Genomic DNA, 25,067 nt, shown 5'->3' with positions numbered 1-25,067 from the left:
AGTACTAACTTATTGCGAGATTACCAAGACGCTTTTTTAACTCCAGGAATTAACCCATTATTAGCCATCTCACGGAAAGTTACACGTGAAATACCGAATTGACGGATATAACCTCTTGGTCTACCTGTTAACTTACAACGATTGTGCAAACGAACTGGCGAAGCATTTTTAGGCAATTTTTGTAAACCTTCAAAATCTCCAGCTTCTTTCAAAGCTTTTCTTTTCTCAGCATACTTTGCTACCGTTTTTTCTCTCTTAACCTCACGGGCTTTCATTGATTCTTTAGCCATGTCTTAATTCTTTTTAAAAGGTAATCCTAATTCAGCCAATAATGACTTTGCTTCCTTGTCTGTTTTTGCAGTAGTAACAAATGTAATATCCATTCCTGAAATTTTGTTTACTTTGTCAATATCAATTTCTGGGAAAATGATTTGCTCTAAAACTCCAAGATTGTAATTACCTCTTCCGTCGAAACCAGTAGCTTTGATACCACTAAAATCTCTAACGCGTGGTAAAGCAGAAGTAACAAGTCTATCTAAAAACTCATACATTCTTTCACCACGTAAAGTAACTTTTGCTCCAATAGGCATCCCTTTTCTCAATTTAAAAGACGCAACGTCTTTCTTTGAAATTGTAGATACTGCTTTTTGTCCAGTGATCTTTGTTAACTCATCAACCGCATAGTCAATAAGTTTTTTATCAGATACAGCTGCACCAACTCCACGGCTCAAAACGATTTTTTCAAGTTTTGGAACTTGCATCACGTTTGTATATCCGAATTCCTCTTTAAGAGCAGAGATTACTCTACTCTTATATTCTTCTTTTAGTCTAGGTGTATATGCCATTACTATAGTACTTGATTAGATTTTTTTGAAAATCTTACTTTCTTATCTCCTTCTACTCTAATACCAACTCTAGTTGTTTCCTTAGTTTTAGGATCAATTAGTGAAATGTTAGATATTTGTATAGAAGCTTCTTTCTTAACGATACCACCTTGAGGGTTTTTAGCACTTGGTTTTGTATGTTTCGAAACCATGTTTACACCTTCAACTATCGCTTTATTTTTCTCACGGTAAACACGTAAAACTTTACCTTCAGCACCTTTATGGTCTCCAGCAATAACTCTTACGATATCTCCTGATTTTATTTTTAGCTTTATCATCTTAAAACGAATTAAAGCACTTCTGGTGCTAATGATACAATTTTCATGAATTGTTTTTCACGAAGTTCTCTTGCTACCGGACCAAAAACACGTGTTCCTCTCATTTCCCCTGCAGCGTTCAAAAGAACACAAGCATTATCATCGAAACGGATATAAGAACCATCAGCTCTTCTCACTTCTTTTTTGGTACGTACAACAACTGCAGTTGAAACAGCTCCTTTTTTAACGTTACCGTTAGGAGTTGCATCTTTAATAGATACTACAATCTTGTCACCAACAGAGGCATACCTTCTTTTGGTACCTCCTAAAACACGGATAGTTAAAACTTCTTTTGCTCCCGTGTTATCTGCTACTTTTAGTCTTGATTCCTGTTGTACCATAATTATTTAGCTCTTTCTAAGATTTCAACTAATCTCCAACATTTTGTTTTACTTAAAGGACGCGTTTCGCTAATTCTTACAGTATCTCCAATGTTACAGTCGTTTGTTTCGTCGTGTGCAACGTATTTCTTTGTTTTCAACACGAACTTACCGTATAATGGGTGTTTTACTTTTCTTACTTCAGCAATAACAATAGACTTATCCATTTTATTTGAAGTAACAACACCTATTCTTTCTTTTCTTAAATTTCTTTTTTCTTCCATCTTTCAGCAGAATACAATTATTGTAACTCTCTTTTAGTTAACTCTGTAGCCAATCTTGCAACTGTTCTTCTTACACTTCTAATTTGAAGTGGATTCTCAATTGGAGAAATAGCGTGAGCCATTTTTAGGTCAGCATATATTTTCTTAGTTTGACTAAGTTTTTCTTGCAACTCCGCTGCAGAAAGATCTTTTATTTCTGATTGTTTCATAATATAAATTTAATTATGCTTCGAAATCTCTAGCAACGACGAATTTAGTTTTTACTGGAAGCTTTTGAGCTGCAAGACGTAAAGCCTCTTTTGCAACTGATAAAGGAACTCCTCCAACTTCAAACATAATTCTTCCGGGTTTAACAACGGCAGCCCAATATTCAACGGCACCTTTACCTTTACCCATACGTACCTCAAGAGGCTTCTTAGTAATTGGTTTGTCTGGAAATATTTTGATCCATAATTGTCCTTCTCTCTTCATGAAACGAGTTGCAGCAATACGTGCAGCTTCGATTTGACGAGACGTTAAGAACATTCCATCTTCATGTACAGATTTAATACCAAACATTCCATTAGAAAGTTCATGCCCTCTTTGAGAGTTACCTTTCATTTTACCTTTCTGTACCTTACGGTATTTTGTTCTTTTAGGCTGTAACATTTTTCTTTAGTTTAAAAATTTACTTTCTTTTACGAGCGTCTGGTTTACCACCTTTATTAAAGGGCTTTCTGTCTCCTCTAGGAGAATCACCACCTTTACCACCACCAGTTCCAGATTGTTTTTTATCCATTCCTGCAAGTGGAGAAAGATCTCTCTTTCCATAAACTTCACCTTTCATGATCCATACTTTGATACCCATTCTACCATAAGTAGTATGAGCTTCAGCCAAAGCATAGTCAATATCAGCTCTGAAAGTTGATAGAGGAATTCTACCTTCTTTGAAACCTTCTGAACGTGCCATCTCAGCACCATTCAAACGACCAGAAATCAAAACTTTGATACCTTCAGCGTTCATACGCATAGAAGCAGCAATAGCCATTTTGATTGCACGTCTGTAAGAAATACGGCTTTCGATTTGACGAGCGATGCTTGTCGCCACAAGATAAGCATCTAATTCAGGTCTTTTAATTTCAAAGATGTTGATTTGAACCTCTTTGTCAGTAACTTTCTTAAGTTCTTCTTTTAACTTGTCTACCTCTTGTCCGCCTTTTCCGATAATGATACCAGGTCTTGCAGTAGTGATAGTAACGGTTACAAGTTTCAAAGTTCTCTCGATGATTACTTTTGATACACTAGCTTTTGATAAACGAGCGTGGATATACTTTCTGATTTTGTGATCTTCGGCAAGTTTATCACCGTAATCATTTCCACCATACCAGTTTGAGTCCCACCCTCTGATGATACCAAGTCTATTTCCAATTGGATTTGTCTTTTGTCCCATGCTGCTTAAGAATTGCTTTGTGTGTTATTGATAGCTCCAAGCACGATTGTTACGTGATTAGAACGTTTTCTTATTCTGTGTGCACGACCTTGCGGAGCTGGACGAAGTCTTTTCAACATCATTCCACCATCTACTCTGATCTCTTTAACAAATAATCCAGCTTCTTCTAAATTACCTTCACTATTTTTTTGCTCCCAGTTGTTGATTGCAGATAATAATAGTTTCTCTAATTTTCTTGAAGCTTCTTTAGAACTGAATCTTAAGATGTTAAGTGCTCTTTCTACCTTCTGACCTCTTACCAAGTCCGCTACTAAGCGCATTTTTCTAGGTGAAGTAGGGCAGTTATTCAATTTTGCGAAAGCAATAGACTTATTAGCCTCTTTTCTCGCATCTGCTGTTTCTCTTTTACGAACTCCCATTGCTTCTTATTTTTTACCTTTATTTTTTGCTCCAGCATGACCTCTAAAAGATCTAGTTGGTGAAAACTCTCCTAATTTGTGACCTACCATGTTTTCTGTTACGTAAACTGGTACAAATTGACGACCGTTATGAACTGCGATAGTTTGTCCAACGAAATCTGGAGTAATCATAGAAGCTCTAGACCAAGTCTTTACTACACTATTTTTACCACTTTCTACGTTTTCCTGAACTTTCTTGTCTAACTTATAATGAACGAAAGGTCCTTTTTTTAATGAACGTGCCATATCTTATTATTTCTTTCTACGTTCTACGATATACTTGTTACTCGGGTTTTTCTTAGAACGAGTTCTATAACCTTTTGCTGGTATTCCATTTCTTGAACGTGGATGTCCACCAGAAGAACGTCCTTCTCCACCACCCATTGGGTGATCAACAGGGTTCATTGCAACAGGTCTTGTTCTAGGTCTTCTTCCTAACCATCTTGTTCTACCTGCTTTACCAGATACAACTAATTGGTGGTCTGAATTAGAAACAGCTCCAATTGTAGCCGAACAAGTTAACAAGATTAATCTTGTTTCACCAGATGGCATTTTAATTGTAGCATATTTTCCATCTCTTGCCATTAATTGAGCAAATGTACCAGCTGAACGAGCGATTACCGCACCTTGACCTGGACGTAACTCAATACAAGAGATAACAGTTCCTAAAGGAATTCTACTTAAAGGCAATGTATTACCAATTTCAGGTTGAGACTCTGGACCAGAAACTAATTTCTGACCAACTTTCAATCCGTTTTGTGCAATAACATATGTTTTCTCTCCATCAGCATAAGCTAATAAAGCGATAAATGCAGTACGATTTGGATCGTATTCGATTGATTTCACTGTAGCCGGAATTCCGTCTTTAGTTCTTTTGAAATCAATAATACGATATCTCTGCTTGTGACCACCACCCGTATAACGCATGGTCATCTTTCCTTGACTATTTCTACCTCCAGAGTTTTTTATCGGCGCTATCAAAGAGCGTTCCGGCTTATCAGTTGTAATGGCGTCATAACCATTCACAACTCTAAATCGCTGACCTGGGGTAATAGGTTTTAATTTTCTTACTGACATTTTTCTATCTTAGATATTGTTGTAAAAATCAATTGTTTCTCCTTCTTGTACTTGAACAATCGCTTTTTTAATTGCATTTGTCTTTCCACTGATTAAACCACTTTTAGTGTATTTTGTAGTTCTATCCGGTCTTACGTTCATCGTGTTAACTGAAACGATAGTTACTCCATAAGCAGCTTCAATAGCTTTCTTAATTTGAACTTTGTTTGCTTTTTTGTCAACAACGAATCCGAAGCGGTTTAAAACTTCACTTTCTTTGGTTACTTTTTCCGTTACTATAGGTCTAATTATGATGCTCATATTCCTATTATTTACTTAAATTTTCTTCGATTAACTCCAAAGAACCTTCTAAAAGCACTAAATTATTAGTGTTTAAAATAGCGTAAGTGCTTAATTCTGAGCTAGTTACGACATTAGAAGCCTTTAAATTGCGTGACGACAAATATACATTTTTATTTGACTCTCCCAACACAAATAGAGATTTTTTGTTATCTAACCCTAAAGCTTTCAAAACGTTAATGAAATTTTTAGTGTTTGGAGTTTCAAAACTAAAGTCCTCAAGAACGATAATATTTGACTCTTTTGCTTTGATTGAGAAAGCTGATTTTCTTGCCAATCTTTTCAAGCTTTTATTCAATTTGAATGAATAACTTCTTGGTCTTGGTCCGAAAATTGTTCCACCACCTTTAAACAATGGATTTTTGATACTTCCCGCACGAGCTGTACCAGTTCCTTTTTGTTTTTTAATCTTACGTGTACTTCCAGTCACTTCAGCTCTTTCTTTAGCTTTGTGAGTTCCTTGTCTTTGATTAGCAAGATATTGCTTAACATCAAGATATACAGCGTGATTGTTTGGTTCAATTGCGAATACTGAATCAGAAAGTTGAACTTTTCTTCCAGTATCTTTTCCGTTGAAATCTAATACTTTTACTTCCATTACTTCTGAATGATTACATAAGAGTTTTTATGTCCAGGAACACATCCTTTAATAACAAGTAGATTCTTTTCAGCAACTACTTTTAAAACTCTAAGGTTTTGAACTTTTACATTGTCTCCTCCCATTCTTCCAGCCATACGCATTCCTTTGAATACTCTAGATGGATAAGAAGAAGCTCCCACAGAACCTGGCGCTCTTAAACGGTTGTGTTGACCGTGAGTTGCTTGTCCAACACCACCAAATCCGTGACGTTTAACAACCCCTTGAAAACCCTTACCTTTAGATACACCTTGTACATCTACAAATTCTCCTTCAGCAAAAATAGAAACATCAATAAGATCTCCTAATTTTTGTTCAGTTGCAAAATCTTGAAATTCAACGACTTTTTTCTTAGCAACAGTTCCAGCTTTTTTAAAGTGACCTAAAGCCGCTTTAGTGGAATGTTTCTCGTTTTTGTCATCGAAACCAAGTTGCAACGCTTCGTACCCGTCAACACCTTTGGTTCTGACTTGGGTAACAACACACGGCCCAGCCTCGATTACTGTACAAGGAATGTTTTTCCCGTTTTCGTCGAAAATACTAGTCATGCCGATTTTTTTACCAATTAACCCAGACATAAATATTAATTATTAATTACTAAAATTCCCTTCAATTTGGAAATAACAGAAATTTCCAAACAGGGAGTGCAAAAGTATACATTAAAATTGAATATACCAAACGGTTATAAAAATTAAATAGCTCATAATCAAAATCAAAGCATCAATCTGTCCGTCACCTATATTTTATTTCATTTAAAAAACAAATTTTATCTTTTTAACCCACAACAACATTTAGCTTAATAATTACTTAATCAACTAAAGAAAAAACATCGGCAACACCCTAAATTCAAGACATTTCAACAAAAACAGAAATAATTCACCAAAATAAATATCTCGAAAAAATTAACCATGAAAACTTTTGTCCACAAAAAAAGCGAGACATTTCTGTCTCGCTTTTTTTATGTAAAATATAATAAAAAAATTATACTTTTATTTCTACTTCAACTCCACTTGGCAATTCAAGCTTCATTAATGCATCAATAGTTTTAGATGAAGATGAATAAATATCAATCAATCTCTTGTATGACATTACTTCAAATTGCTCTCTCGCTTTTTTGTTAACGTGCGGAGAACGTAACACAGTGAAAAGTTTTTTGTGAGTTGGCAACGGAATTGGACCTGTTACAACTGCTCCAGTAGTTTTTACTGTTTTTACGATCTTTTCAGCAGACTTATCTACCAACATGTGATCGTAAGATTTTAGTTTTATTCTGATTTTTTGACTCATTTTCTTAAGAATTAAGCGTTACCTTTTGCTTTTTTAATTACAGCTTCTGAAATATTAGAAGGTGTTTCTGCATAGTGAGAAAACTCCATTGTTGAAGTTGCTCTACCAGAAGACAATGTTCTTAATGTTGTTACATATCCAAACATTTCTGATAAAGGCACATCAGCTTTAATAGTCTTAGCACCGTTTCTGTCACCCATATCATTAACCTGACCTCTACGACGGTTGATATCACCTACGATATCTCCCATGTTTTCTTCAGGAGTAATAACCTCCATTTTCATGATTGGCTCCAAAATAATCGCACCAGCAGCTTTAGCCACTTCTCTATAACCCATTCTAGCAGCTAATTCAAAAGAAAGAGCATCAGAATCGACAGGGTGGAAAGATCCATCCGTCAAAGTTACTTTTAAACTATCCACTTGATAACCTGCCAATGGACCAGTTTTCATAGCTTCACGGAAACCTTTTTCTACAGAAGGGATATATTCCTTAGGAACGTTACCACCTTTTACTGCATTAATAAACTGCAATCCTACAGGAACCTTACCATCAACTTCGTCAGCTGGCTCAAGTGTAAATACGATATCACCGAATTTACCACGACCTCCTGATTGTTTCTTATAAGTTTCTCTATGTGTAGCAGTTCTTGTAAACGCTTCTTTATATTCAACTTGAGGCTCACCTTGGTTAACTTCAACTTTAAATTCACGTTTCATACGATCTACCAAGATATCTAAGTGAAGCTCACCCATACCAGAGATAATAGTTTGCCCTGAAGCCTCATCCGTTCTAACAGTAAATGTTGGATCTTCTTCAGCTAATTTAGCCAAAGCCATACCCATTTTATCAACGTCAGCTTTAGTTTTAGGCTCAATTGCAATACCAATTACCGGCGCAGGGAATTTCATAGACTCAAGAATGATTGGGTGTTTTTCATCACACAATGTATCTCCAGTTTTAATATCTTTAAATCCAACAGCAGCTCCAATATCTCCAGCCTCAATATATTCGATTGGATTTTGTTTGTTAGCGTGCATTTGGTAAATACGAGAAATTCTTTCTTTATTTCCTGAACGCGTGTTCAAAACATAAGAACCTGCATCTAAACGACCAGAATAAGCACGGAAGAAAGCTAAACGACCTACGAATGGGTCAGTAGCAATTTTAAATGCCAAAGCAGCAAATGGCTCTTTTACATCTGGCTTACGCAAGATTTTAGTTTGATCTTCTTCTAACAATTCAGCATCATCAGGATGAATACCTTCGATACCTTCTTTATCCATCGGAGAAGGCAAGTATTTACATACCGCATCCAACATGAATTGAACTCCTTTGTTTTTAAAAGAAGAACCAGCAATCATAGGAATGATAGCCATGTCCATAGTTGCAGCTCTAAGAGCGTTGTTGATTTCTTCCTCCGTGATAGAATCTGGATTCTCCATATACTTATCAAGCAAGTTTTCATCATAGTCAGCAACTGCTTCAATAAGAATATCTCTGTACTCTTTAACTTCAGCAACCATATCAGCAGGAATTTCAACAATATCAAAAGTCGCCCCTTGAGTTGCATCATGCCAAATGATAGCTTGGTTTTTTACTAAATCCACAACACCTTTAAAATCATTTTCTTCACCAATTGGCAAAGTGATCGCAACAGCATTTGACTTTAACATATCACGAACTTGTTGACAAACTGCCAAAAAGTTAGATCCTTGACGGTCCATTTTATTAACGAATCCCATACGTGGAACTCTATATTGATCTGCAAGTCTCCAGTTAGTTTCTGATTGTGGCTCAACACCATCAACAGCACTAAACAAGAAAACCAATCCATCAAGAACACGCAAAGAACGATTTACCTCTACAGTAAAATCAACGTGTCCAGGAGTATCAATAATATTAAAATGATAAGGCAATGAGTTTGGTAAAATTTTACCTTGCTCAGTTGGAAAATTCCACTCACAAGTTGTAGCAGCAGAAGTAATTGTAATACCTCTTTCTTGCTCTTGTGCCATCCAGTCCATTGTTGCAGCACCATCATGTACTTCACCAATTTTATGTGACTTTCCAGTATAAAAAAGAATACGCTCAGTTGTTGTTGTTTTACCAGCATCAATATGAGCAGCAATTCCGATATTTCTTGTATATTTTAAATCTCTAGCCATTTCTTACGAATTAAAATCTAAAGTGAGAGAAAGCTTTATTAGCCTCTGCCATCTTGTGAGTATCCATTCTTTTCTTAACCGCAGCACCTTCTTCTTTAGCAGCAGCTAAACATTCTGACGCTAAACGTTGTGCCATAGATTTTTCATTTCTTCTTCTAGAATAAAGTATCAACCACTTCATTGCCATAGAAATTTTTCTGTCTGGTCTAATTTGCATTGGAATTTGAAATGTAGCTCCACCTACTCTACGACTACGTACTTCTACGTGAGGCATAACGTTTGTTAAAGCATCTTTCCAAATTTCTAATGAAGATTTTTCTGAATCTTGCTTTTTAGACTCAATGATGTCAATTGCATCATAAAATACTTTGAAAGCTGTAGATTTCTTACCGTCCCACATTAAGTTATTCACAAAACGTGTTACCAATTGGTCGTTAAACCTCGGATCTGGTAAAAGTGGTCTTTTCTTTGCCGCTCTTTTTCTCATGTCTTTTTCTTAAAAGTTTAAATTACTTTTTTGCTTCTTTTGGGCGTTTAGCACCGTACTTAGATCTTCTTTGCGTTCTTCCTGCAACTCCTGACGTGTCAAGCGCTCCACGAACGATATGATATCTAACACCTGGTAAATCTTTTACCCTTCCGCCTCTAACTAATACTATCGAGTGCTCTTGTAAATTGTGTCCTTCTCCAGGGATGTAAGCATTTACCTCATTACCATTTGTCAAACGTACACGCGCAACTTTACGCATTGCAGAGTTTGGTTTTTTTGGTGTAGTAGTGTAAACACGCGTACAAACCCCTCTTCTTTGAGGACAAGAATCTAAAGCAACCGATTTACTCTTCTTAGTTATCTGAGTTCTTCCTGTTCTTACTAATTGTTGAATTGTTGGCATAATTAATACTAAAAATTTATTATGTATATTAAATTCCCGCTTTTTACGGGGTTGCAAATGTATAAAATAATTTTCACTATACAAACGTTAATTCATTAATTTTCAATAACATTATTTAAGCTTAAACTTTTACAAACAAATAATAGATATTTGCAATACTTTTAATAAATGAAACAATTGCCCTTGAAACAGTTATTCCAAATATTTATTTTTTGCCTTATAAGCATCTCAGGTTATGCACAAAACTTTAATTTAAAAATAAACGGCACAAATACAGTTGAAAATAAAATTATAGATTCATTAAACTATTCTGCAAAACATCCAAATTTAAAATCCTTATTAAACGAGATAAAAAACACCTCAGAAAAGCTCGCGAAAAAAGGTTTTCTTGACAATAAAACACTAGAAACCAAAAACATAAATGACAGCTCTTACACCTCAATTATTGAACTAAAAAAACGAATAAAAGAGATGCATATATATATAGGTATAAATAATTCGTTTTTTAATTTTCAAAAAACAGGAAACGACACCATAATTCTTCCTTACGAAGAAGTAGAAAACTACCTCAATCAAAAAATAAATGATGCAGAAAAAGCCGGTTATGCACTAACAAAAATTAATCTTGAAAATATTCGAAGAAAGAATTTAATAATTTATGCTGACTTAAATTTTAAATCCGAAAAAAAACGCGAACTAAATTCCATTATTCTAAATTATGCAAATAACACAGGTAAGGATATTTTTCCCAAAGGTCATCTAAAACAACTTAATAAAAAATACATCAACAGGACTTTTAATCAGGAAACGGTAAAAGAACTTTACAATGAAATAAATAATTTTGAATTCATAACTCAGACAAAATATCCTGAAATTCTATTCACTCAGGACTCAACCAAAATCTACGCATATATTCAAAAAAGAAAAGCAAACACATTTGATGGCTATATCGGTTTTTCGAATGACGAAAACAAAAAGCTAAATCTCAATGGTTATGTTGATATTACTTTACAAAACATACTTCATTCAGGAGAAGAGTTCTCATTGTACTGGAAAAGTGATGGCAACCAACAAAAAACATTCAATACAAAATTAGAAATCCCATACATATTTAATTCTTCACTTGGAATCAAAGCTCAATTAAACATCTTTAAGCAAGACAGTACTTTTCAAAATACAAAAACTGCTATTGATTTAGGATACTTTATAAATTACAATTCCAGAATATATGTTGGCTATCAATCAACAGAATCAAGCGATATTCAAAACACAAACAACACGACAATTAGCGACTATAAAAATTCATATATCACTACTTCTTTCGATTATAAAAAAACAGACATAACTAACAACTTATTTCCCAAAAAAGCAGTTCTAAATCTCATTTTTGGATATGGAAAAAGAGACACAAACAACAATCCGGAAACCGCTGAATCAAGCAAACAATTTTACACAAACATAAACTTATCATACAATTTTGAACTAAACGAAAAGAATTTCATTAACATAAATTCACAAAATTTTTATCTTAACAGTAAAAATTACATTTCAAACGAATTATTTCGTTTTGGAGGAATGAATTCAATTCGAGGTTTTTTAGAAAATAGTTTGCAAGCAAATTTCAACGCTTTAATTCTTACAGAATACAGATATATTCCCTCAAAAAGTCTATATGTTAATTCTATTATTGATTATGGTCTATATCAAGACCTCACAACTAATACAAATCAAAATAAAGTAAAAAAATTAATAGGAATTGGAATTGGAACCGGAATACAAACGGCAAATGGTTTATTAAAAATTACTCTTACAAATGGAGCAGAAAACGCAAGTGAACTACAATTATATAACACTATCATAAACATATGTTATAATGTTAAATTTTAATGTTTAACAAAAAAAGATTTTTATTTATTAGGAAAGTTAACAAATTATTAAGAGTTTTGCGATACTAATTCAAAATATTTAAAAATGAAACTAAAGTTCAATGGATTCTTAGTGCTTTTATTAGTACTAGTGGCGCAACTAACTTTTGCGCAAGAAAGAGCTGTTTCAGGAATTGTTACTGATAATGCAGGTATGCCTTTGCCAGGTGTAAGTGTATTAGTGAAAGGAACAAAATCCGGAACGCAAACTGATTTTGATGGTAAATATTCTATCAAAGCATCAACAAGCCAAATTTTGGTATTTAGCTACATCGGGATGAAAACTCAAGAAGTAGCTGCAAGTTCATCAAGCGTTAATGTAAAATTAGCAGGAGATGCACAAGAACTTGAAGGTGTTGTAGTAACAACAGCTTTAGGTGTTAAAAGAGAGAAAAAATCTCTTGGTTATGCAACTCAGGAATTAAAAGGTGGGGATTTAAAATCTGGAACTTCAAGTGGAAACTTCTTAAATGAGCTTTCTGGTAAAGTTGCGGGTGTTAACGTTAGAAGAAACACCAACTTTGGTGGATCTACAAGTGCTATCTCTCGTGGTGTTAAAGCTATCAACCAAAGTAATGAGATGCTTATCGTTATTGATGGTATGCCAATTAACAATGCAAACAATACTAATGACGGTACTACAGCTCAATCTAGAGGAGCTCAAGGTTATGACTACGGAAATAATGGTATGGATATTAACCCAGAAGATATCGAAAGTGTGAACGTATTGAAAGGTGCTGCTGCATCTGCATTATACGGATACTTAGCTGGTAACGGGGTATTAATGATTACTACTAAAAAAGGTAGAGCTAAAAAAGGTCTTGGAATCACTGTTTCTTCTGAAGTAGTTTCTGGTTCACCAGACAAAGATACTTTCGTTAAATACCAAAAACAATATGGTGGTGGTTACGGAGGTTCTTTCGGACAGCAAGATTTAGACGGAGACGGTATTCCTGAAACTGTAGTTGCTATGGGAGACGATGCTTCTGTAGGAGACGCTTTTGATCCAAGCTTAAACGTTTACCAATGGGATGCTTTTTCAAACTATCCTGGAAACAATAACTACGGTAAAGCAACTCCATGGACAGGCGCTAAAAACGATCCAAACGCATTCTTTAAAAATTCTTTATCATTAGTAAACAGTATCTCATTTGAAGATGCTAACGAAAAAACTAATTTAGTTTTCAACTATTCAAATACTAATCAAACAGGTATTTTACCAAATAGTGAATTAAAGAAAAACAACTTCAGTTTAAAATTAAATCACCAATTTACTGACAGATTATCTCTTAGTACTTTTGCTAACTTCTCTAATCAGGCTACTACAGGTAGAAACATGACTGGATATAGCGACAACTTAGTATCTGGTTTCCGTCAATGGTGGCAAACAAACGTAGACTTGAAACAATTAGAGCAAGCCTACAATGCTTCAGGTGGACAAAACATTACATGGAACAGACTTTCTGCTTCTAATGGTTTCCCTGCATACTGGAACAACCCTTATTTTGACCGTTACAAAAACTATCAAAATGATAGCAGAAACCGTTTCGTAGGTTATGCTAACTTTACTTATAAAATTGCTGAATGGGTTTCTGCAACTGCAAAAATCTCTACAGATTCATATTCTGAAATTCGTGAAGAAAGATTAGCTGTTGGTTCAGTTGCTAAAACTTTCGGTATCAACGCATTTAATGAAACTTCAGGTTACCAACGTTATAATGGTAACTACTCTGAGCAAAACTATGATTTGTTATTGAACTTCAAAAAGAACTTCGGTGAAAACTGGAACTTAACTGGAGTTGCCGGTGGAACTGTAAGAAGAAACTATTTCAATCAAATTACTGCTTCAACTGAAGGTGGACTTATCATACCAGGACTTTACAGCTTAGACAATTCAGTTTCTGCAAGCCCTTACCCTTATGAAAGAGAAACTAAAACTGGAGTAAACAGTTACTTCGTTTCTGCTTCTGTTGGATTTATGGATCAATTTTTCGTTGATGCTACATCAAGAAGAGATGCTTTCTCTCAATTACCAGAAGGAAACAACTCATTATTCAGTAACTCTGTTTCAGGTAGCTGGGTTTTCACTAAAAACATTAATGCTAGCTGGTTAACATTTGGTAAATTAAGAGGAGGTTACTCTGAAAGCCCACTTGGAACTCCAACATTGGCTTTAGTTGATACATATGAAAAAATCAACTCTTTCAATGGACAACAACAATACTCTGTAAACATTACAAAAAACAATCCAGACTTAGAGCCAATTAAAACTAAAACACAAGAGATTGGTCTTGAGATGCAATTCTTAAACAAAAGAGTTGGATTTGACGTGAGTTTATACAAAAACGTGAATGATGGTGAGGCTATTCCTGTACCTTATTCTACAGCTACTGGTAACTCAACTCGTTACGTAAATGCTGCTACAATTGAAAACAAAGGTATCGAGGTTCAATTTAATGCTACTCCAATCAAAACAAATAACTTTGCTTGGGATATTACTGTAAACTGGTCTAAAAATGACAATACTGTAACAGCATTAGCTGATGGTGTATCTAACTTACAAGTTGGTGGTTCATACCCTGGAGGTGTAACATTAAATGCTGTAGTTGGACAACCTTTTGGAATCTTAAAAGGAACAGATTACACTTACACTGCTGATGGTCAAAAAGTGATCAACCCAGCAACAGGAAGATATGTAATCAATACATCTACAAACAACATTATTGGAGATATTAACCCTGATTGGATAGGTGGTCTTCGTAATAAATTCACATACAAAAGTCTTTCTTTCAGTTTCTTAATTGACATGAAAAAAGGAGGAGATATTTTCTCTACAGATCAATGGTACGGTGTAGGAACAGGTTTATCTGAGTCTACTGTAGGTAACAACGATTTAGGTCTTCCTAAAAGAAATACTTTAGTTAATGGTGGTGGTGTAATTCTTCCAGGTGTTTACGCTGATGGAACTCCAAACACTACTAGAACTGCTTATTCTACAGGTGGTGCTATTACTAATGCATATTCTAACGGTCCAAGAAGCCAATACGTTTATGATGCTGGTTTTATCAAATTAAGAGAAGTACAAATTACTTATACTTTACCATCTTCATTAGTACAAAAAATAAAATTAGTTGATGCAAAAATCTCACTAGTTGGATCTAACTTATGGATAATCGACAAAGATCTTCCAGAAGCTGACCCGGAAAGTGGATTGGGATCTAACATTGGATCTTCAGGTTTATCTATCGGATCTTTACCAACCACTAGAAACATTGGTTGCAACTTAACAATAAAATTCTAAGCTATGAAAAATAGACTTCTTATACTAATACCGCTTTTATCTTTGTTTGCATCATGCAGTGATGACATTACAGGATTAAACACGGACACTAAACGTCCAACTTATACCGAAGCTAATTACTTATTTACCAATGCAGAACATGCAATGGTAGACCAGGTAACAAGTACCTCTGTTAACTTTAATGTTTTTAGATTATTTGCTCAACAATGGACGGAAGTTCAGTACCCTCAAGAAAGTCAATACGACCTTACAGGACGTACTATTCCAGATACTCACTGGACTACATATTACCGTGATGTATTAAGAGATTTTAAAGAAGCAAAAAACATTTTAGTTGATCAGCAAGCTGGCGCTACAGCAGATGAGTTAGCTGTAATTAACAATAAAATTGCGATCATTGATATCTTAACTGCCTATTCATATGGTGTTTTAGTTGATACTTTTGGAGACGTTCCATATACTGAAGCTTTAGATATTGTTGCTTTTCCACAACCTAAATACGATGATGCTCAAACAATTTACAAAGATCTTATTGTAAAATTAACTGCTGCATCACATGCATTAGATACAGATGCTGGTAGCTTTGGGAATGCTGATTTAATTTACAAAGGAGATGTGTCATTATGGGCAAAATTTGCTAATTCATTACGTTTAAGAATGGCAATTAACATGGATGATGTTGATCATGCATATGCTTCTACTGAGGCTTTGGCTGCTGTTGCTGATGGAGTAATCTCTTCTAGCGCACAAGGAACTTACATGACTTATGCCGAAACTCAACCAAATGCTAACCCATTATATGTTGATTTAGTTGCATCTGGACGTTATGACTTTTTACCTGCAGATACATTTGTAAACAGATTAAATGCACTTAATGACCCTAGAAGACCTAAGTATTTCACAGAGTACCCTGCTGGTTCAGGCGCTTATAAAGGTGGAGTTTATGGTGCACTAAATGTTTATGATAACTTCTCTCACCTTACTACTACAATACAAGATCCAACTTACCCTGGAGTATTATTTACTTATTCAGAAGTTGAGTTTTTATTAGCTGAGGCTGTTGAAAGAGGTATCGCTGTAGGCGAAACTGCAGAAATTCATTACAATAGAGCTGTAACAGCTTCATTACAAGACTGGGGTGTCGCATCTGCTGATATTGCGGCTTACTTAGCAAGAACTGATGTGGCTTATTCTGCAGCTACTCCTTGGAAACAAAAAATTGGAGAACAATCTTGGATTTCTTTCTTCAATAGAGGTTTTGAAGCATGGACTAATTACAGAAGATTGGATTATCCAGCTTTGCAAGTACCAGCTGTAACTTATGGTGATATCACTTCAGTTCCAAAACGCTACTCATATCCTAACAGAGAGCAAACGCTTAATGCTGCTAGTTTAGAAGCTGCTGTTGCTAAATTGGGTAACAATGCAGTTACTACCAAAATCTTCTGGGATAAAAACTAATACTTAATAAAATAAATATGAAAAGATATATAAAACAAATTGCTACATTCGCATTAATTGCGGCTTTCGCATCTTGTTCATCAGATGATGATATAGATTACACATCTGTGGGAGGTAATGTAGTACCAACAACGTCAAGCATTAGCCGCTTAGACAACAATTACAATTTACCTTTTAACGTTTTTACAAAAGAAGGTGTAACTGCAACTAAAGTTGAAATCTACAAAAATGCTGCTAAAACAACTTCAGATCCAATCATATTTGGTGACAAAGTTTCAGATGCAACTATTGCAGATGGAAAAGCAACATTTAACACTTCTACATTAGGAAGTTTTGATGTATTTCCTGTAACTTCAGGAACTACAACTACTTTAACTGGTAAAACAGGCGCTTTCCCTTTAGCAATATTAACAACATATTCTGATGGTTCAACAACAAGAGCAACATTTACTCTTACAGTTGCAAAAGGAATTGTTTGGCAAATTTATAATGCTGATGGTGATCCTGTAACTAATGCAACAAGCGGTGTATCAACAATAAAATACTTAGATCCAACACCAGTAATTATTACTTTTGCACCAGTAAAAAAAGGAACTACAACTGTTACCAGTATAGTAGGTGAATGGTCTAAAAATGATGGTGCTTTTTCTGCATTACCTGGAACCTTGCCAATTACTCACCAAGATCTTGATATTGCAGCAATACCTTACTCTACATATGGTGGAATAGCTGTTGGTGATAAAATAACTTATAGATTTACTGTAACTGCAGGAACTCAAACTGATGTTATATCTACTACAGTTACTTTTGTTAATCAAACTTTTGATGGAGATCATGCTGGTGCTGTTTCTAATGCGGATGCTACAAGCAGATTTAATTTCTCAACTGGATTAAATGGTGACGGAGCTGATAGTACAGCTGATATTAAATTTGTAAGCTCATTTGGTTTCGAAGCAGTAAGCGATATTACTTTCGTAAAAACTACTTTAGATTATGAAACAGCTGATTTATTCACTGCTGAAGCAGCATATAATGCAGGTGCTAAAGTTTCATCTTTAACTAATTTAGTATTTGGTGACGTAGTTATTTACAAAATCACTAGAGATGATGTAGAATACACTGGTATCTTGCATATTACTGACAAAGTTCAAGGAACCACAAGTCAAAAATTATCATTCTCTTATAAAGAAGGAGTATTATCAGTAGAAGATCCTATCTAATATTGTTTTACTACAACTTAAATATAAAACCACCAGCACATGCTGGTGGTTTTTTTTTATATAAACATTATACCTATATTTGCTTCATGGAAAAAGAACATCAAATATTTGGAATCAGAGCCATTATAGAAGCAATTCAGGCAGGAAAAGAAGTAGACAAAGTATTCATCCAAAAAGAAATTTCTGGCGAATTAATGAAAGATTTAATGAAAGTGATGAAACGCGCTAACATTAATTTCTCCTATGTTCCTGTAGAAAAATTAAACAGGTTAACTCCAAATAACCATCAAGGGGCTGTTGCAACAATCTCACCAATAGGTTTTATTGATTTAGAGCATCTTGTGGAATCGACTATCGAATCTGGTGCAAAACCATTGTTTTTAATATTAGATCAAATTTCTGATGCGCGTAATTTCGGTGCTATCATCAGAACTGCTGAATGTACTGGTGTAAATGGAATCATTGTTCAAAAAGCAGGTTCTGCTCCTGTAAACGGAGACACAGTTAAAACCTCTGCGGGTGCGGTTTTCAATGTTCCGATTTGTAAAGTTGAACATATTAAAGATGCCATATTCTATTTACAAGGTTCCGGAATCAAAACTATAGCAGCCACTGAAAAAACAGATCAAAACATCTATGATTTATCTTTGAATGAGCCATTAGCAATTATTATGGGATCAGAAGACAGAGGTATAAATCCTTCTGTATTAAAAATTGTTGATGAAAAAGCAAAGCTGCCAATGTTTGGCACAATTGGATCACTAAATGTATCAGTTGCTTGTGGAGCATTTTTATACGAAACTGTACGTCAAAGAAGTTAAAATTGATTTAGAATTTAAGATGCCAAAATAAATATTTAAAAACTATTACTTGATGTCTTCCAAATCTGCTCAGAACATATCAATAAAAAAACTTTGCTGCACTATTGCAACATTTTTGATCATGAGCATTGGTTACTCTCAAACAAAAACTTATGGCCAGTCGTGGAATGAAATTCAATTCAACAGAACTATAAATAACAAATGGTCTACTGAAATAAATTTAGGAAGCTCATATAGCAGTACAGAAACATCATCCAATATCTTTCAAAATAACATTCAACGATCTTTTAGAGGATGGGGACACTATTATCTGTCTCCACGTTGGAAACTTTCAACATTTTTGGCTTATTACGATAACAAAGATGTACCGGAAATAGGGCAATTTAAATCTCCTGAATGGAGATTTGCTCTACAAGGAATATACTATTTCCACAAAACAGGATATACGCTAAGCACGAGAATGAGAATAGAACTTCGTCATATGAAAAATGGAGATGACGATTATGAAAATGTCCTCAGATACCGCCAACAGATAAAATACATTCAACCCATCAATAGTAAGATTCTTCGGGAAGGTGTTATTTATGCTGTTGCTTCTGATGAGTTATTCTTTAAATCCGGAACTAAAGTTACAGGTCTTAGTTTTTTTGATCGTAACAGACTGATTTTAGGTGCGGGATATTTATTTACAGATGATATACAAATAGAATTGGCGTATGCAAATGATTATCTTCCGAGAGATGATGAAAATCAGATTGTAAATGCAGCATCACTAACACTTACTTTTAATAATCTTTTTAAAAAGCTAAATAAAAAATTATTACATAAAAACGAATCCAATTCAAATGAAGATTAGCGCTACTTCTCCCCTTCTTTCTTAAGGAAGCAATTCAATTGTTCTATTATAGCATTCTTATGTAATTTAAATTTATAGCTTCTCACAAATTCTGTTCCTTCCATATTAATTTCTGCCACCAAGGCCTCCAGCTTAGAAAAAGCCTCTATATCTTTGTCATCTATCAAATACAGAACCTGCATTATTGAGTCATTTTCCCTGTATTGCGTATCATAATGCGCAACCTTGTACGGTTTATTATCTGCCAGATGAATAATTAAATCTTTTTTAATTTTTTTACCTTCTTTCTTAGGAGGAAAAGGTGTTGGTTGCAAAGCAATAAAATAATGTTCTTTATCAGTTACGATATTAATTTTTAATGATTTTGATTTAGTAAAGTAAAATACTGAAGGTTCAAAATAATACAACATTGTTCCATCAGCCAATACCCTATTTTTTACATCGCATTGCGCAATCATTTTTGTACTAATCAGAACGACTAAAAAAACTATTGCAAAATTTATCTTTTTCATAATCTGGCAAATAAAATTAAAATCATCTGAACAAAAATAATCATTTAATTTAAACCAGACATTTCTATTTAATTTTTATCATCTGATTCTGTTCTAGTTACAGTATAGTTAACTAAAACATCTGAATTAAAATAGGTAGAAATAATTTCAGATTCTTCTTCAATCTTTTCAGTATTAACAAAATTTCCATTTTCATCAAAATGCTTCATGAAAGGATCATCTTCCGGGTTAAAATCTGGTTTTTGCCAATCATAAACAATCGGCTTTGTATATTCGGGGGCTTTATAAAATAATGTTAGCACAAATCCTGTAATAAAACCAGCCAAGTGTCCTTCCCATGAAATAGACGCATCAACATCCGGGAAAACATACCAAATCATTCCGCCATAAAGCAATACTACTGCAAAAGAAAGAGCAACTAATCTGTAATATTTTGTTTGAATTCCTTTAAAAAAAATAAAAGTGACCAAAACATAAATTAATCCGCTGGCGCCAATATGATAATTGGTTCGGCCAATAATCCAGGTAATTAAACCTGAAAACAAAATCCCATAAGCAATTACCGGAAAAGATTGTTTTGGATAAAAAAATTGCAAAGCTGCAAGTAATACAAAAAGCGGAATTGAGTTATTATATAAATGGCCTAAGTTTTCATGGATAAAAGGACTAAACAAAATGCCTTGTAAACCTAAAACATCACGAGGATAAATTCCATACTGATAAAAATCAAAATCAAACCTAATCTGAATCCAATAAATAATCCATAAGAAAAGCACAAACAAAACAGGCAATCCAACAACGGCAGTAGAAAAGTTAAAATGATTGTCTTTCATATATATCAAACAATTGGTTTTAAGCTGTAACATCAAAAAACTATCCAAATACAATTTACTGATAATTTGTCAGCTAGCCTTTGTTATGATTTGTAACCCTTTAAAACTATAAAATTTAAATTGAAAATAGTAATTTTACAAAATGGAAGCACCTTTAGCAGAGCGTATTCGCCCACAGAAATTAGAAGATTATATTAGTCAGAGTCATTTGGTTGGACCAAACGGATCATTGACGCAGCAAATTTCAAAAGGAATTATTCCCTCTTTAATATTTTGGGGACCACCTGGGACAGGAAAAACGACTTTAGCACAAATTATCGCTCAGGAATCAAAACGTCCGTTTTATATTTTGAGCGCAATAAATTCTGGCGTAAAAGACATTCGCGATGTAATCGAAAAAGCAAAACAAAGCGGTGGACTATTTACTGCTAAGAACCCTATTTTATTTATCGATGAGATTCACAGATTTAGCAAATCTCAACAAGATTCACTTTTGGCAGCAGTCGAAAAAGGCTGGATAACTCTTATTGGTGCTACCACAGAAAATCCAAGTTTTGAAGTAATTCCCGCATTATTATCACGTTGTCAGGTTTATATTCTAAATGCTTTTACAAAACAAGACTTAGAAGCACTATTGCATCGTGCCATGAAAGCAGATGTAGAATTAGCCTCAAAAAACATCATTTTAAAAGAAACCGAAGCCCTTCTTCGTCTTTCTGGTGGTGACGGTCGTAAACTATTAAATATCTTCGAGCTTGTAGTTAATGCAGCTGCAAGTGAAGAAATTATTATAACAAATGATCGTGTTTTTGAATTGGTTCAGCAAAATACCGTTTTGTATGACAAAACCGGAGAACAGCACTATGACATTGTTTCTGCATTTATAAAATCAATTCGCGGAAGCGACCCAAACGGAGCAGTATATTGGTTAGCACGAATGATTGAAGGTGGCGAGGATGTTAAATTTATCGCCAGAAGAATGCTCATTTTATCCAGTGAAGATATTGGAAACGCAAATCCGACCGCTTTTATAATGGCGAATAATACTTTTCAGGCAGTTTCTACTATTGGATATCCTGAAAGCCGAATTATATTAAGTCAATGCGCAATTTACCTAGCAACTTCTCCAAAAAGTAATGCTTCATACATGGCAATCGGTAATGCACAACAGTTAGTAAAACAAACCGGAGATTTACCTGTTCCGATTCACTTGCGAAACGCTCCAACAAAATTAATGAAAGAATTAGGATATGGTGAAGATTATAAATATTCACATGATTATGCCAACAATTTTGCCGAACAGGAATTTTTGCCAGATGCTATAAAAGAAACGGTTCTTTACAATCCGGGAAGCAATTCAAGAGAGAATAGCAACCGCGAATTTTTAAAGAACCGCTGGAAAGATAAATATGGTTATTAAACCAAATTTTATATTTTAAAACTTAACTGATATTTTTTCAGAAACTAATTTGTCATTTTGATAAAACTCAAAATACCATTGATTATCTTTTGCATTTAATGTTCCCTGCACCCCATCTTTTATAGCAATAAAAGAATCTGGTCTGGATGTTTTTAGCAGCTTCATAACCACTTTTGGTGTTTTATCAATTAATTGATAACCATTTTCTGTTGGTTGTGCGTAAAGCAAATTCGGATCAGAAGTATCTGCTACAGGCGTTGTTGCAACAGCAACAGTTTCCACTGGAACCGAAGCTACCGCAGGAGTCCCTTTAGAAGAACTTGTAATTGTTTTACCGCTATATTTATAATGTAATTTATTTACAGATAAAAAAGCCTGATCAAGACTTTCTTTGTAAGCTACCTCATATTCTTTTTCCTTGCTTTTCCCAATTTCAGAAGTATAAATTACTTTTCCGTAACAATCTTTAAATTCTAAGTAAAGCTTTGTTACTAAAAAACCATTGTCTTTTTTTACATCAATATATAAAAGCTGACAGCGATCACCATATTCAGCAGGAACATCCTCGTTTGTATAATAAGCAGGAAAACCGGCTTTAAGCAAATTAGACTTAGTCATTGTTGACAATCTATATTGATTTTCTGTTCTAAGGAAATCATATTTCAATGGCACAATTACAGCTTTATAATCGTTAACTGATTGTGAGAATCCAACAACAGAAATTAAAAGAGTAACCAGCAAAAATTTAATTTTCATAGTTATAAATATTTTTTTAGTTCTAATAAATGATTTATTTGTTTAATATTTTGGGGAGCTTCTATTTTTTTATCATTAAAAAAAATAGCATCGAGCCCCGCATTTAGTGCTCCGTTAACATCTGCATCCAGACAGTCACCAATCATAATACAATTTTCTTTTGAAGCCTGAGCTACATTAACTGCATAATCAAAGATAATACTATTTGGCTTTTTAACACCAGCTAATTCAGAATTTGTAATTGTCATGAAATAGCCTGATAATAAAGCATTATTGATTTTTTTATCCTGAACATTTGCAAAACCATTTGTAATGATGTGCAATTTGTATTTAGGTTTTAGATATTCCAAAACTTCAATTGCTCCGTCAAATAAATGATTGTTATCTGTAAGAGTCTCAATATAATCATTTGCAATTTGATCTATATCTTCGTCTAATATTTCAATATTTAAGGCATCAAAAGAAAATTTCAATCTATTATAACGTAATTCCTGATGTGTAATTTTATCATGTTGATACAATTTCCAGCAAGCCTGATTTATTGGCATATACTTTTCGATAAAATCCGCGATTTTTACATTTGGAAATCGCTCCTTAAAAATTCGATCAAAAGCTAATTCAGAATTCTTATCAAAATCCCAAAGTGTATGATCTAAATCAAAAAAAATGTCAGTTATATGCGTATTCATAATTTAAAAGATTCCTTCATCTACAAAACTATAATATTTTGTTTCAGTAATAATCAAATGGTCTAAAACTTTAACATCTAAACTATCACCTGCTAATTTTAATTTCATTGTAATTTCTTTATCAGCATCACTCGGATTAAGATTTCCAGAGGGATGATTATGGCACAAAATCAGGCCTGTAGCGCCACTTTCAAGTGCTAATTTAAACACCAATCGTACATCTACAATAGTTCCTGTAATTCCTCCTTTGCTTAATTGCGATTTTGAAATTACCTTATTCGAATTATTCAGAAAAAGCACCCAAAATTCTTCATGAGGAAGTTCACCAATAATGGGCTGCATGATTTCAAAAACGACTTTACTGGATGTTATCTTATTTTTGAATTGTAACGCATCTTCACTCCTTTGCCTCCTTCCTAATTCTAAAGCCGAAACAATAGTAATTGCTTTTGCCTCTCCTATTCCCTTAAAATTCATTAATTGAGAAATTGACATTTTTCCCAACATATTAAGATTGTCTACACTTGCCAAAATCCTTTTGCTTAATGCAACTGCAGATTCATTTCGGCTTCCTGAACCAATCAAAATGGCAATTAATTCAGCATTACTTAAAACTTCTTTACCTTTAAGCATCAATTTTTCACGCGGACGATCATCTTCTGACCAATTTGTAATTGGAAAATGAGTTGCTTCCATAAGATTAAATTATGGATTTGCTCATGCAAATACTATTCGTTAAACCTACATAAGGCTCGTAGTTATCTACTATCTCAAATCCTACTTTTTGATACAAATTAATAGCTTCAATCTGTTTATATAAGGTTTCTAAAATCATGATTTCAAAACCTTGATTTTTCGCTTCAACTTCTAACTCTCCGATTATCATTTGCGCCAACCCCAAACCTCTGGCTTTGGGCGAAACAAACATTCTTTTTAATTCGACTGCATTTTTATTATATTTCTTAAAACAGCCACAAGCGACAGGCTCATCATCTAAATAAATAATAAAAACATTGGAATTAAATTCAATTATATTATTTCCCCAATATTCCTTCTTTAATTCCGGATAACGTTCCCACAAAAAAGTATCGAATGTTTCGATCAAAAATAAAAAATCAGGATTTTCGCTAGTTGTTTTTACAACTTTTATAGTTGAATTCATTTATAAAATCTTAAAAGG

31 protein-coding genes are annotated in these 25,067 nt (G+C 34.0%); 7 read left to right on the top strand and 24 right to left on the bottom strand.

The window, feature by feature from the left end; genetic code table 11:
* Positions 1-20 precede the first annotated feature (20 nt).
* The 18 genes from rpsN to rpsL form a co-directional block, all read right to left on the bottom strand.
* The gene (gene rpsN / locus RT99_RS16695; protein ID WP_007803655.1) at positions 21-290 is read right to left on the bottom strand and encodes a 30S ribosomal protein S14; all 270 of its coding nucleotides are present in this window, start codon (positions 288-290) and stop codon (positions 21-23) included.
* A gap of 3 nt (positions 291-293) precedes the next feature.
* Positions 294-845 carry a 50S ribosomal protein L5 gene (rplE, locus tag RT99_RS16690; RefSeq protein WP_007803652.1) on the bottom strand — a complete coding sequence of 184 codons (552 nt, stop codon included), beginning with the start codon at positions 843-845 and terminating at the stop codon, positions 294-296.
* Positions 846-847: 2 nt separating this feature from the next.
* Entirely contained in the window at positions 848-1,162 is a 315-nt protein-coding gene (gene rplX / locus RT99_RS16685; protein ID WP_007803650.1) for a 50S ribosomal protein L24, read from the bottom strand.
* 11 nt (positions 1,163-1,173) lie between these two features.
* On the bottom strand, positions 1,174-1,542 hold the full coding sequence (gene rplN, locus RT99_RS16680; protein ID WP_007803649.1) for a 50S ribosomal protein L14: 369 nt from the start codon (positions 1,540-1,542) through the stop codon (positions 1,174-1,176).
* Positions 1,543-1,544: 2 nt separating this feature from the next.
* Positions 1,545-1,805, bottom strand: coding sequence for a 30S ribosomal protein S17 (gene rpsQ / locus RT99_RS16675; protein ID WP_007803646.1), 261 nt, complete (start codon positions 1,803-1,805; stop codon positions 1,545-1,547).
* Between the two features lie 17 nt (positions 1,806-1,822).
* Positions 1,823-2,014, bottom strand: coding sequence for a 50S ribosomal protein L29 (rpmC, locus tag RT99_RS16670; RefSeq protein ID WP_007803639.1), 192 nt, complete (start codon positions 2,012-2,014; stop codon positions 1,823-1,825).
* Between the two features lie 13 nt (positions 2,015-2,027).
* Entirely contained in the window at positions 2,028-2,453 is a 426-nt protein-coding gene (gene rplP / locus RT99_RS16665) for a 50S ribosomal protein L16 (RefSeq protein ID WP_007803637.1), read from the bottom strand.
* A gap of 19 nt (positions 2,454-2,472) precedes the next feature.
* Positions 2,473-3,234 carry a 30S ribosomal protein S3 gene (gene rpsC, locus RT99_RS16660; RefSeq protein ID WP_007803635.1) on the bottom strand — a complete coding sequence of 254 codons (762 nt, stop codon included), beginning with the start codon at positions 3,232-3,234 and terminating at the stop codon, positions 2,473-2,475.
* Positions 3,235-3,239: 5 nt separating this feature from the next.
* A complete protein-coding gene (rplV, locus tag RT99_RS16655) occupies positions 3,240-3,653 on the bottom strand; it encodes a 50S ribosomal protein L22 (protein ID WP_007803631.1) in 414 nt (137 codons plus the stop codon).
* A 6-nt stretch (positions 3,654-3,659) separates the two neighbouring features.
* A complete protein-coding gene (gene rpsS, locus RT99_RS16650) occupies positions 3,660-3,938 on the bottom strand; it encodes a 30S ribosomal protein S19 (RefSeq protein WP_012022488.1) in 279 nt (92 codons plus the stop codon).
* Between the two features lie 6 nt (positions 3,939-3,944).
* Positions 3,945-4,769, bottom strand: coding sequence for a 50S ribosomal protein L2 (rplB, locus tag RT99_RS16645; RefSeq protein WP_007803623.1), 825 nt, complete (start codon positions 4,767-4,769; stop codon positions 3,945-3,947).
* 9 nt (positions 4,770-4,778) lie between these two features.
* Entirely contained in the window at positions 4,779-5,069 is a 291-nt protein-coding gene (rplW, locus tag RT99_RS16640) for a 50S ribosomal protein L23 (RefSeq protein WP_007803621.1), read from the bottom strand.
* A 7-nt stretch (positions 5,070-5,076) separates the two neighbouring features.
* A complete protein-coding gene (gene rplD / locus RT99_RS16635) occupies positions 5,077-5,706 on the bottom strand; it encodes a 50S ribosomal protein L4 (RefSeq protein ID WP_042565876.1) in 630 nt (209 codons plus the stop codon).
* Entirely contained in the window at positions 5,706-6,323 is a 618-nt protein-coding gene (gene rplC / locus RT99_RS16630) for a 50S ribosomal protein L3 (protein ID WP_007803612.1), read from the bottom strand. Before rplC ends, rplD begins: the two co-directional genes overlap by 1 nt.
* A gap of 403 nt (positions 6,324-6,726) precedes the next feature.
* Positions 6,727-7,032: a 30S ribosomal protein S10 gene (rpsJ, locus tag RT99_RS16625; RefSeq protein WP_007803605.1), complete on the bottom strand. Its 306-nt coding sequence runs from the start codon at positions 7,030-7,032 to the stop codon at positions 6,727-6,729.
* A gap of 11 nt (positions 7,033-7,043) precedes the next feature.
* Positions 7,044-9,200 carry an elongation factor G gene (gene fusA, locus RT99_RS16620; protein ID WP_042565875.1) on the bottom strand — a complete coding sequence of 719 codons (2,157 nt, stop codon included), beginning with the start codon at positions 9,198-9,200 and terminating at the stop codon, positions 7,044-7,046.
* Positions 9,201-9,210: 10 nt separating this feature from the next.
* Positions 9,211-9,687, bottom strand: a complete 477-nt coding sequence (gene rpsG, locus RT99_RS16615; protein WP_007803600.1) for a 30S ribosomal protein S7 — start codon at positions 9,685-9,687, stop codon at positions 9,211-9,213.
* Positions 9,688-9,709: 22 nt separating this feature from the next.
* The gene (gene rpsL, locus RT99_RS16610) at positions 9,710-10,093 is read right to left on the bottom strand and encodes a 30S ribosomal protein S12 (protein WP_007136570.1); all 384 of its coding nucleotides are present in this window, start codon (positions 10,091-10,093) and stop codon (positions 9,710-9,712) included.
* 168 nt (positions 10,094-10,261) lie between these two features.
* Here rpsL and RT99_RS16605 point away from each other — a divergent pair, with 168 nt between their 5' ends.
* The 6 genes from RT99_RS16605 (at position 10,262) to RT99_RS16580 (ending at position 19,677) form a co-directional block, all read left to right on the top strand.
* The gene (locus RT99_RS16605; protein ID WP_042565874.1) at positions 10,262-11,980 is read left to right on the top strand and encodes a membrane protein; all 1,719 of its coding nucleotides are present in this window, start codon (positions 10,262-10,264) and stop codon (positions 11,978-11,980) included.
* 84 nt (positions 11,981-12,064) lie between these two features.
* Positions 12,065-15,319 (top strand): SusC/RagA family TonB-linked outer membrane protein, encoded by a 3,255-nt coding sequence (locus RT99_RS16600; RefSeq protein ID WP_042565873.1) that lies wholly within the window; start codon positions 12,065-12,067, stop codon positions 15,317-15,319.
* A 3-nt stretch (positions 15,320-15,322) separates the two neighbouring features.
* Positions 15,323-16,780 carry a SusD/RagB family nutrient-binding outer membrane lipoprotein gene (locus tag RT99_RS16595; protein WP_042565872.1) on the top strand — a complete coding sequence of 486 codons (1,458 nt, stop codon included), beginning with the start codon at positions 15,323-15,325 and terminating at the stop codon, positions 16,778-16,780.
* A 17-nt stretch (positions 16,781-16,797) separates the two neighbouring features.
* The gene (locus RT99_RS16590; RefSeq protein WP_042565871.1) at positions 16,798-18,000 is read left to right on the top strand and encodes a hypothetical protein; all 1,203 of its coding nucleotides are present in this window, start codon (positions 16,798-16,800) and stop codon (positions 17,998-18,000) included.
* 86 nt (positions 18,001-18,086) lie between these two features.
* The gene (gene rlmB / locus RT99_RS16585; RefSeq protein WP_042565870.1) at positions 18,087-18,821 is read left to right on the top strand and encodes a 23S rRNA (guanosine(2251)-2'-O)-methyltransferase RlmB; all 735 of its coding nucleotides are present in this window, start codon (positions 18,087-18,089) and stop codon (positions 18,819-18,821) included.
* Positions 18,822-18,873: 52 nt separating this feature from the next.
* A complete protein-coding gene (locus RT99_RS16580) occupies positions 18,874-19,677 on the top strand; it encodes a DUF2490 domain-containing protein (RefSeq protein ID WP_042565869.1) in 804 nt (267 codons plus the stop codon).
* Between the two features lie 2 nt (positions 19,678-19,679).
* On the opposite strand, the gene RT99_RS16575 is transcribed toward RT99_RS16580, so the two are convergent.
* Together RT99_RS16575 and RT99_RS16570 are read right to left on the bottom strand one after the other, a co-directional pair.
* A complete protein-coding gene (locus RT99_RS16575) occupies positions 19,680-20,189 on the bottom strand; it encodes a hypothetical protein (RefSeq protein ID WP_042565868.1) in 510 nt (169 codons plus the stop codon).
* A gap of 68 nt (positions 20,190-20,257) precedes the next feature.
* Positions 20,258-21,022 carry a rhomboid family intramembrane serine protease gene (locus RT99_RS16570; protein WP_042565867.1) on the bottom strand — a complete coding sequence of 255 codons (765 nt, stop codon included), beginning with the start codon at positions 21,020-21,022 and terminating at the stop codon, positions 20,258-20,260.
* A gap of 142 nt (positions 21,023-21,164) precedes the next feature.
* Between RT99_RS16570 and RT99_RS16565 the strand changes: the two genes are divergently transcribed.
* On the top strand, positions 21,165-22,442 hold the full coding sequence (locus tag RT99_RS16565) for a replication-associated recombination protein A (protein ID WP_042565866.1): 1,278 nt from the start codon (positions 21,165-21,167) through the stop codon (positions 22,440-22,442).
* Positions 22,443-22,457: 15 nt separating this feature from the next.
* Here the strand turns inward: RT99_RS16565 and RT99_RS16560 are convergent, their stop codons facing one another.
* The 4 genes from RT99_RS16560 to RT99_RS16545 are packed head-to-tail and all read right to left on the bottom strand — an operon-like array spanning position 22,458 to position 25,049.
* Positions 22,458-23,198 carry a hypothetical protein gene (locus tag RT99_RS16560; RefSeq protein ID WP_042565865.1) on the bottom strand — a complete coding sequence of 247 codons (741 nt, stop codon included), beginning with the start codon at positions 23,196-23,198 and terminating at the stop codon, positions 22,458-22,460.
* Between the two features lie 2 nt (positions 23,199-23,200).
* A complete protein-coding gene (locus RT99_RS16555; protein ID WP_042565864.1) occupies positions 23,201-23,887 on the bottom strand; it encodes a YjjG family noncanonical pyrimidine nucleotidase in 687 nt (228 codons plus the stop codon).
* A 3-nt stretch (positions 23,888-23,890) separates the two neighbouring features.
* Entirely contained in the window at positions 23,891-24,583 is a 693-nt protein-coding gene (gene radC / locus RT99_RS16550; RefSeq protein WP_042565863.1) for a DNA repair protein RadC, read from the bottom strand.
* 4 nt (positions 24,584-24,587) lie between these two features.
* Positions 24,588-25,049 (bottom strand): GNAT family N-acetyltransferase, encoded by a 462-nt coding sequence (locus RT99_RS16545; RefSeq protein ID WP_042565862.1) that lies wholly within the window; start codon positions 25,047-25,049, stop codon positions 24,588-24,590.
* Positions 25,050-25,067: the final 18 nt, after the last annotated feature.

It is taken from the genome of Flavobacterium sp. MEB061 (assembly GCF_000834715.1).
Classification (GTDB): domain Bacteria; phylum Bacteroidota; class Bacteroidia; order Flavobacteriales; family Flavobacteriaceae; genus Flavobacterium; species Flavobacterium pectinovorum.
This window is presented reverse-complemented; position numbering and strand designations above follow the sequence as displayed.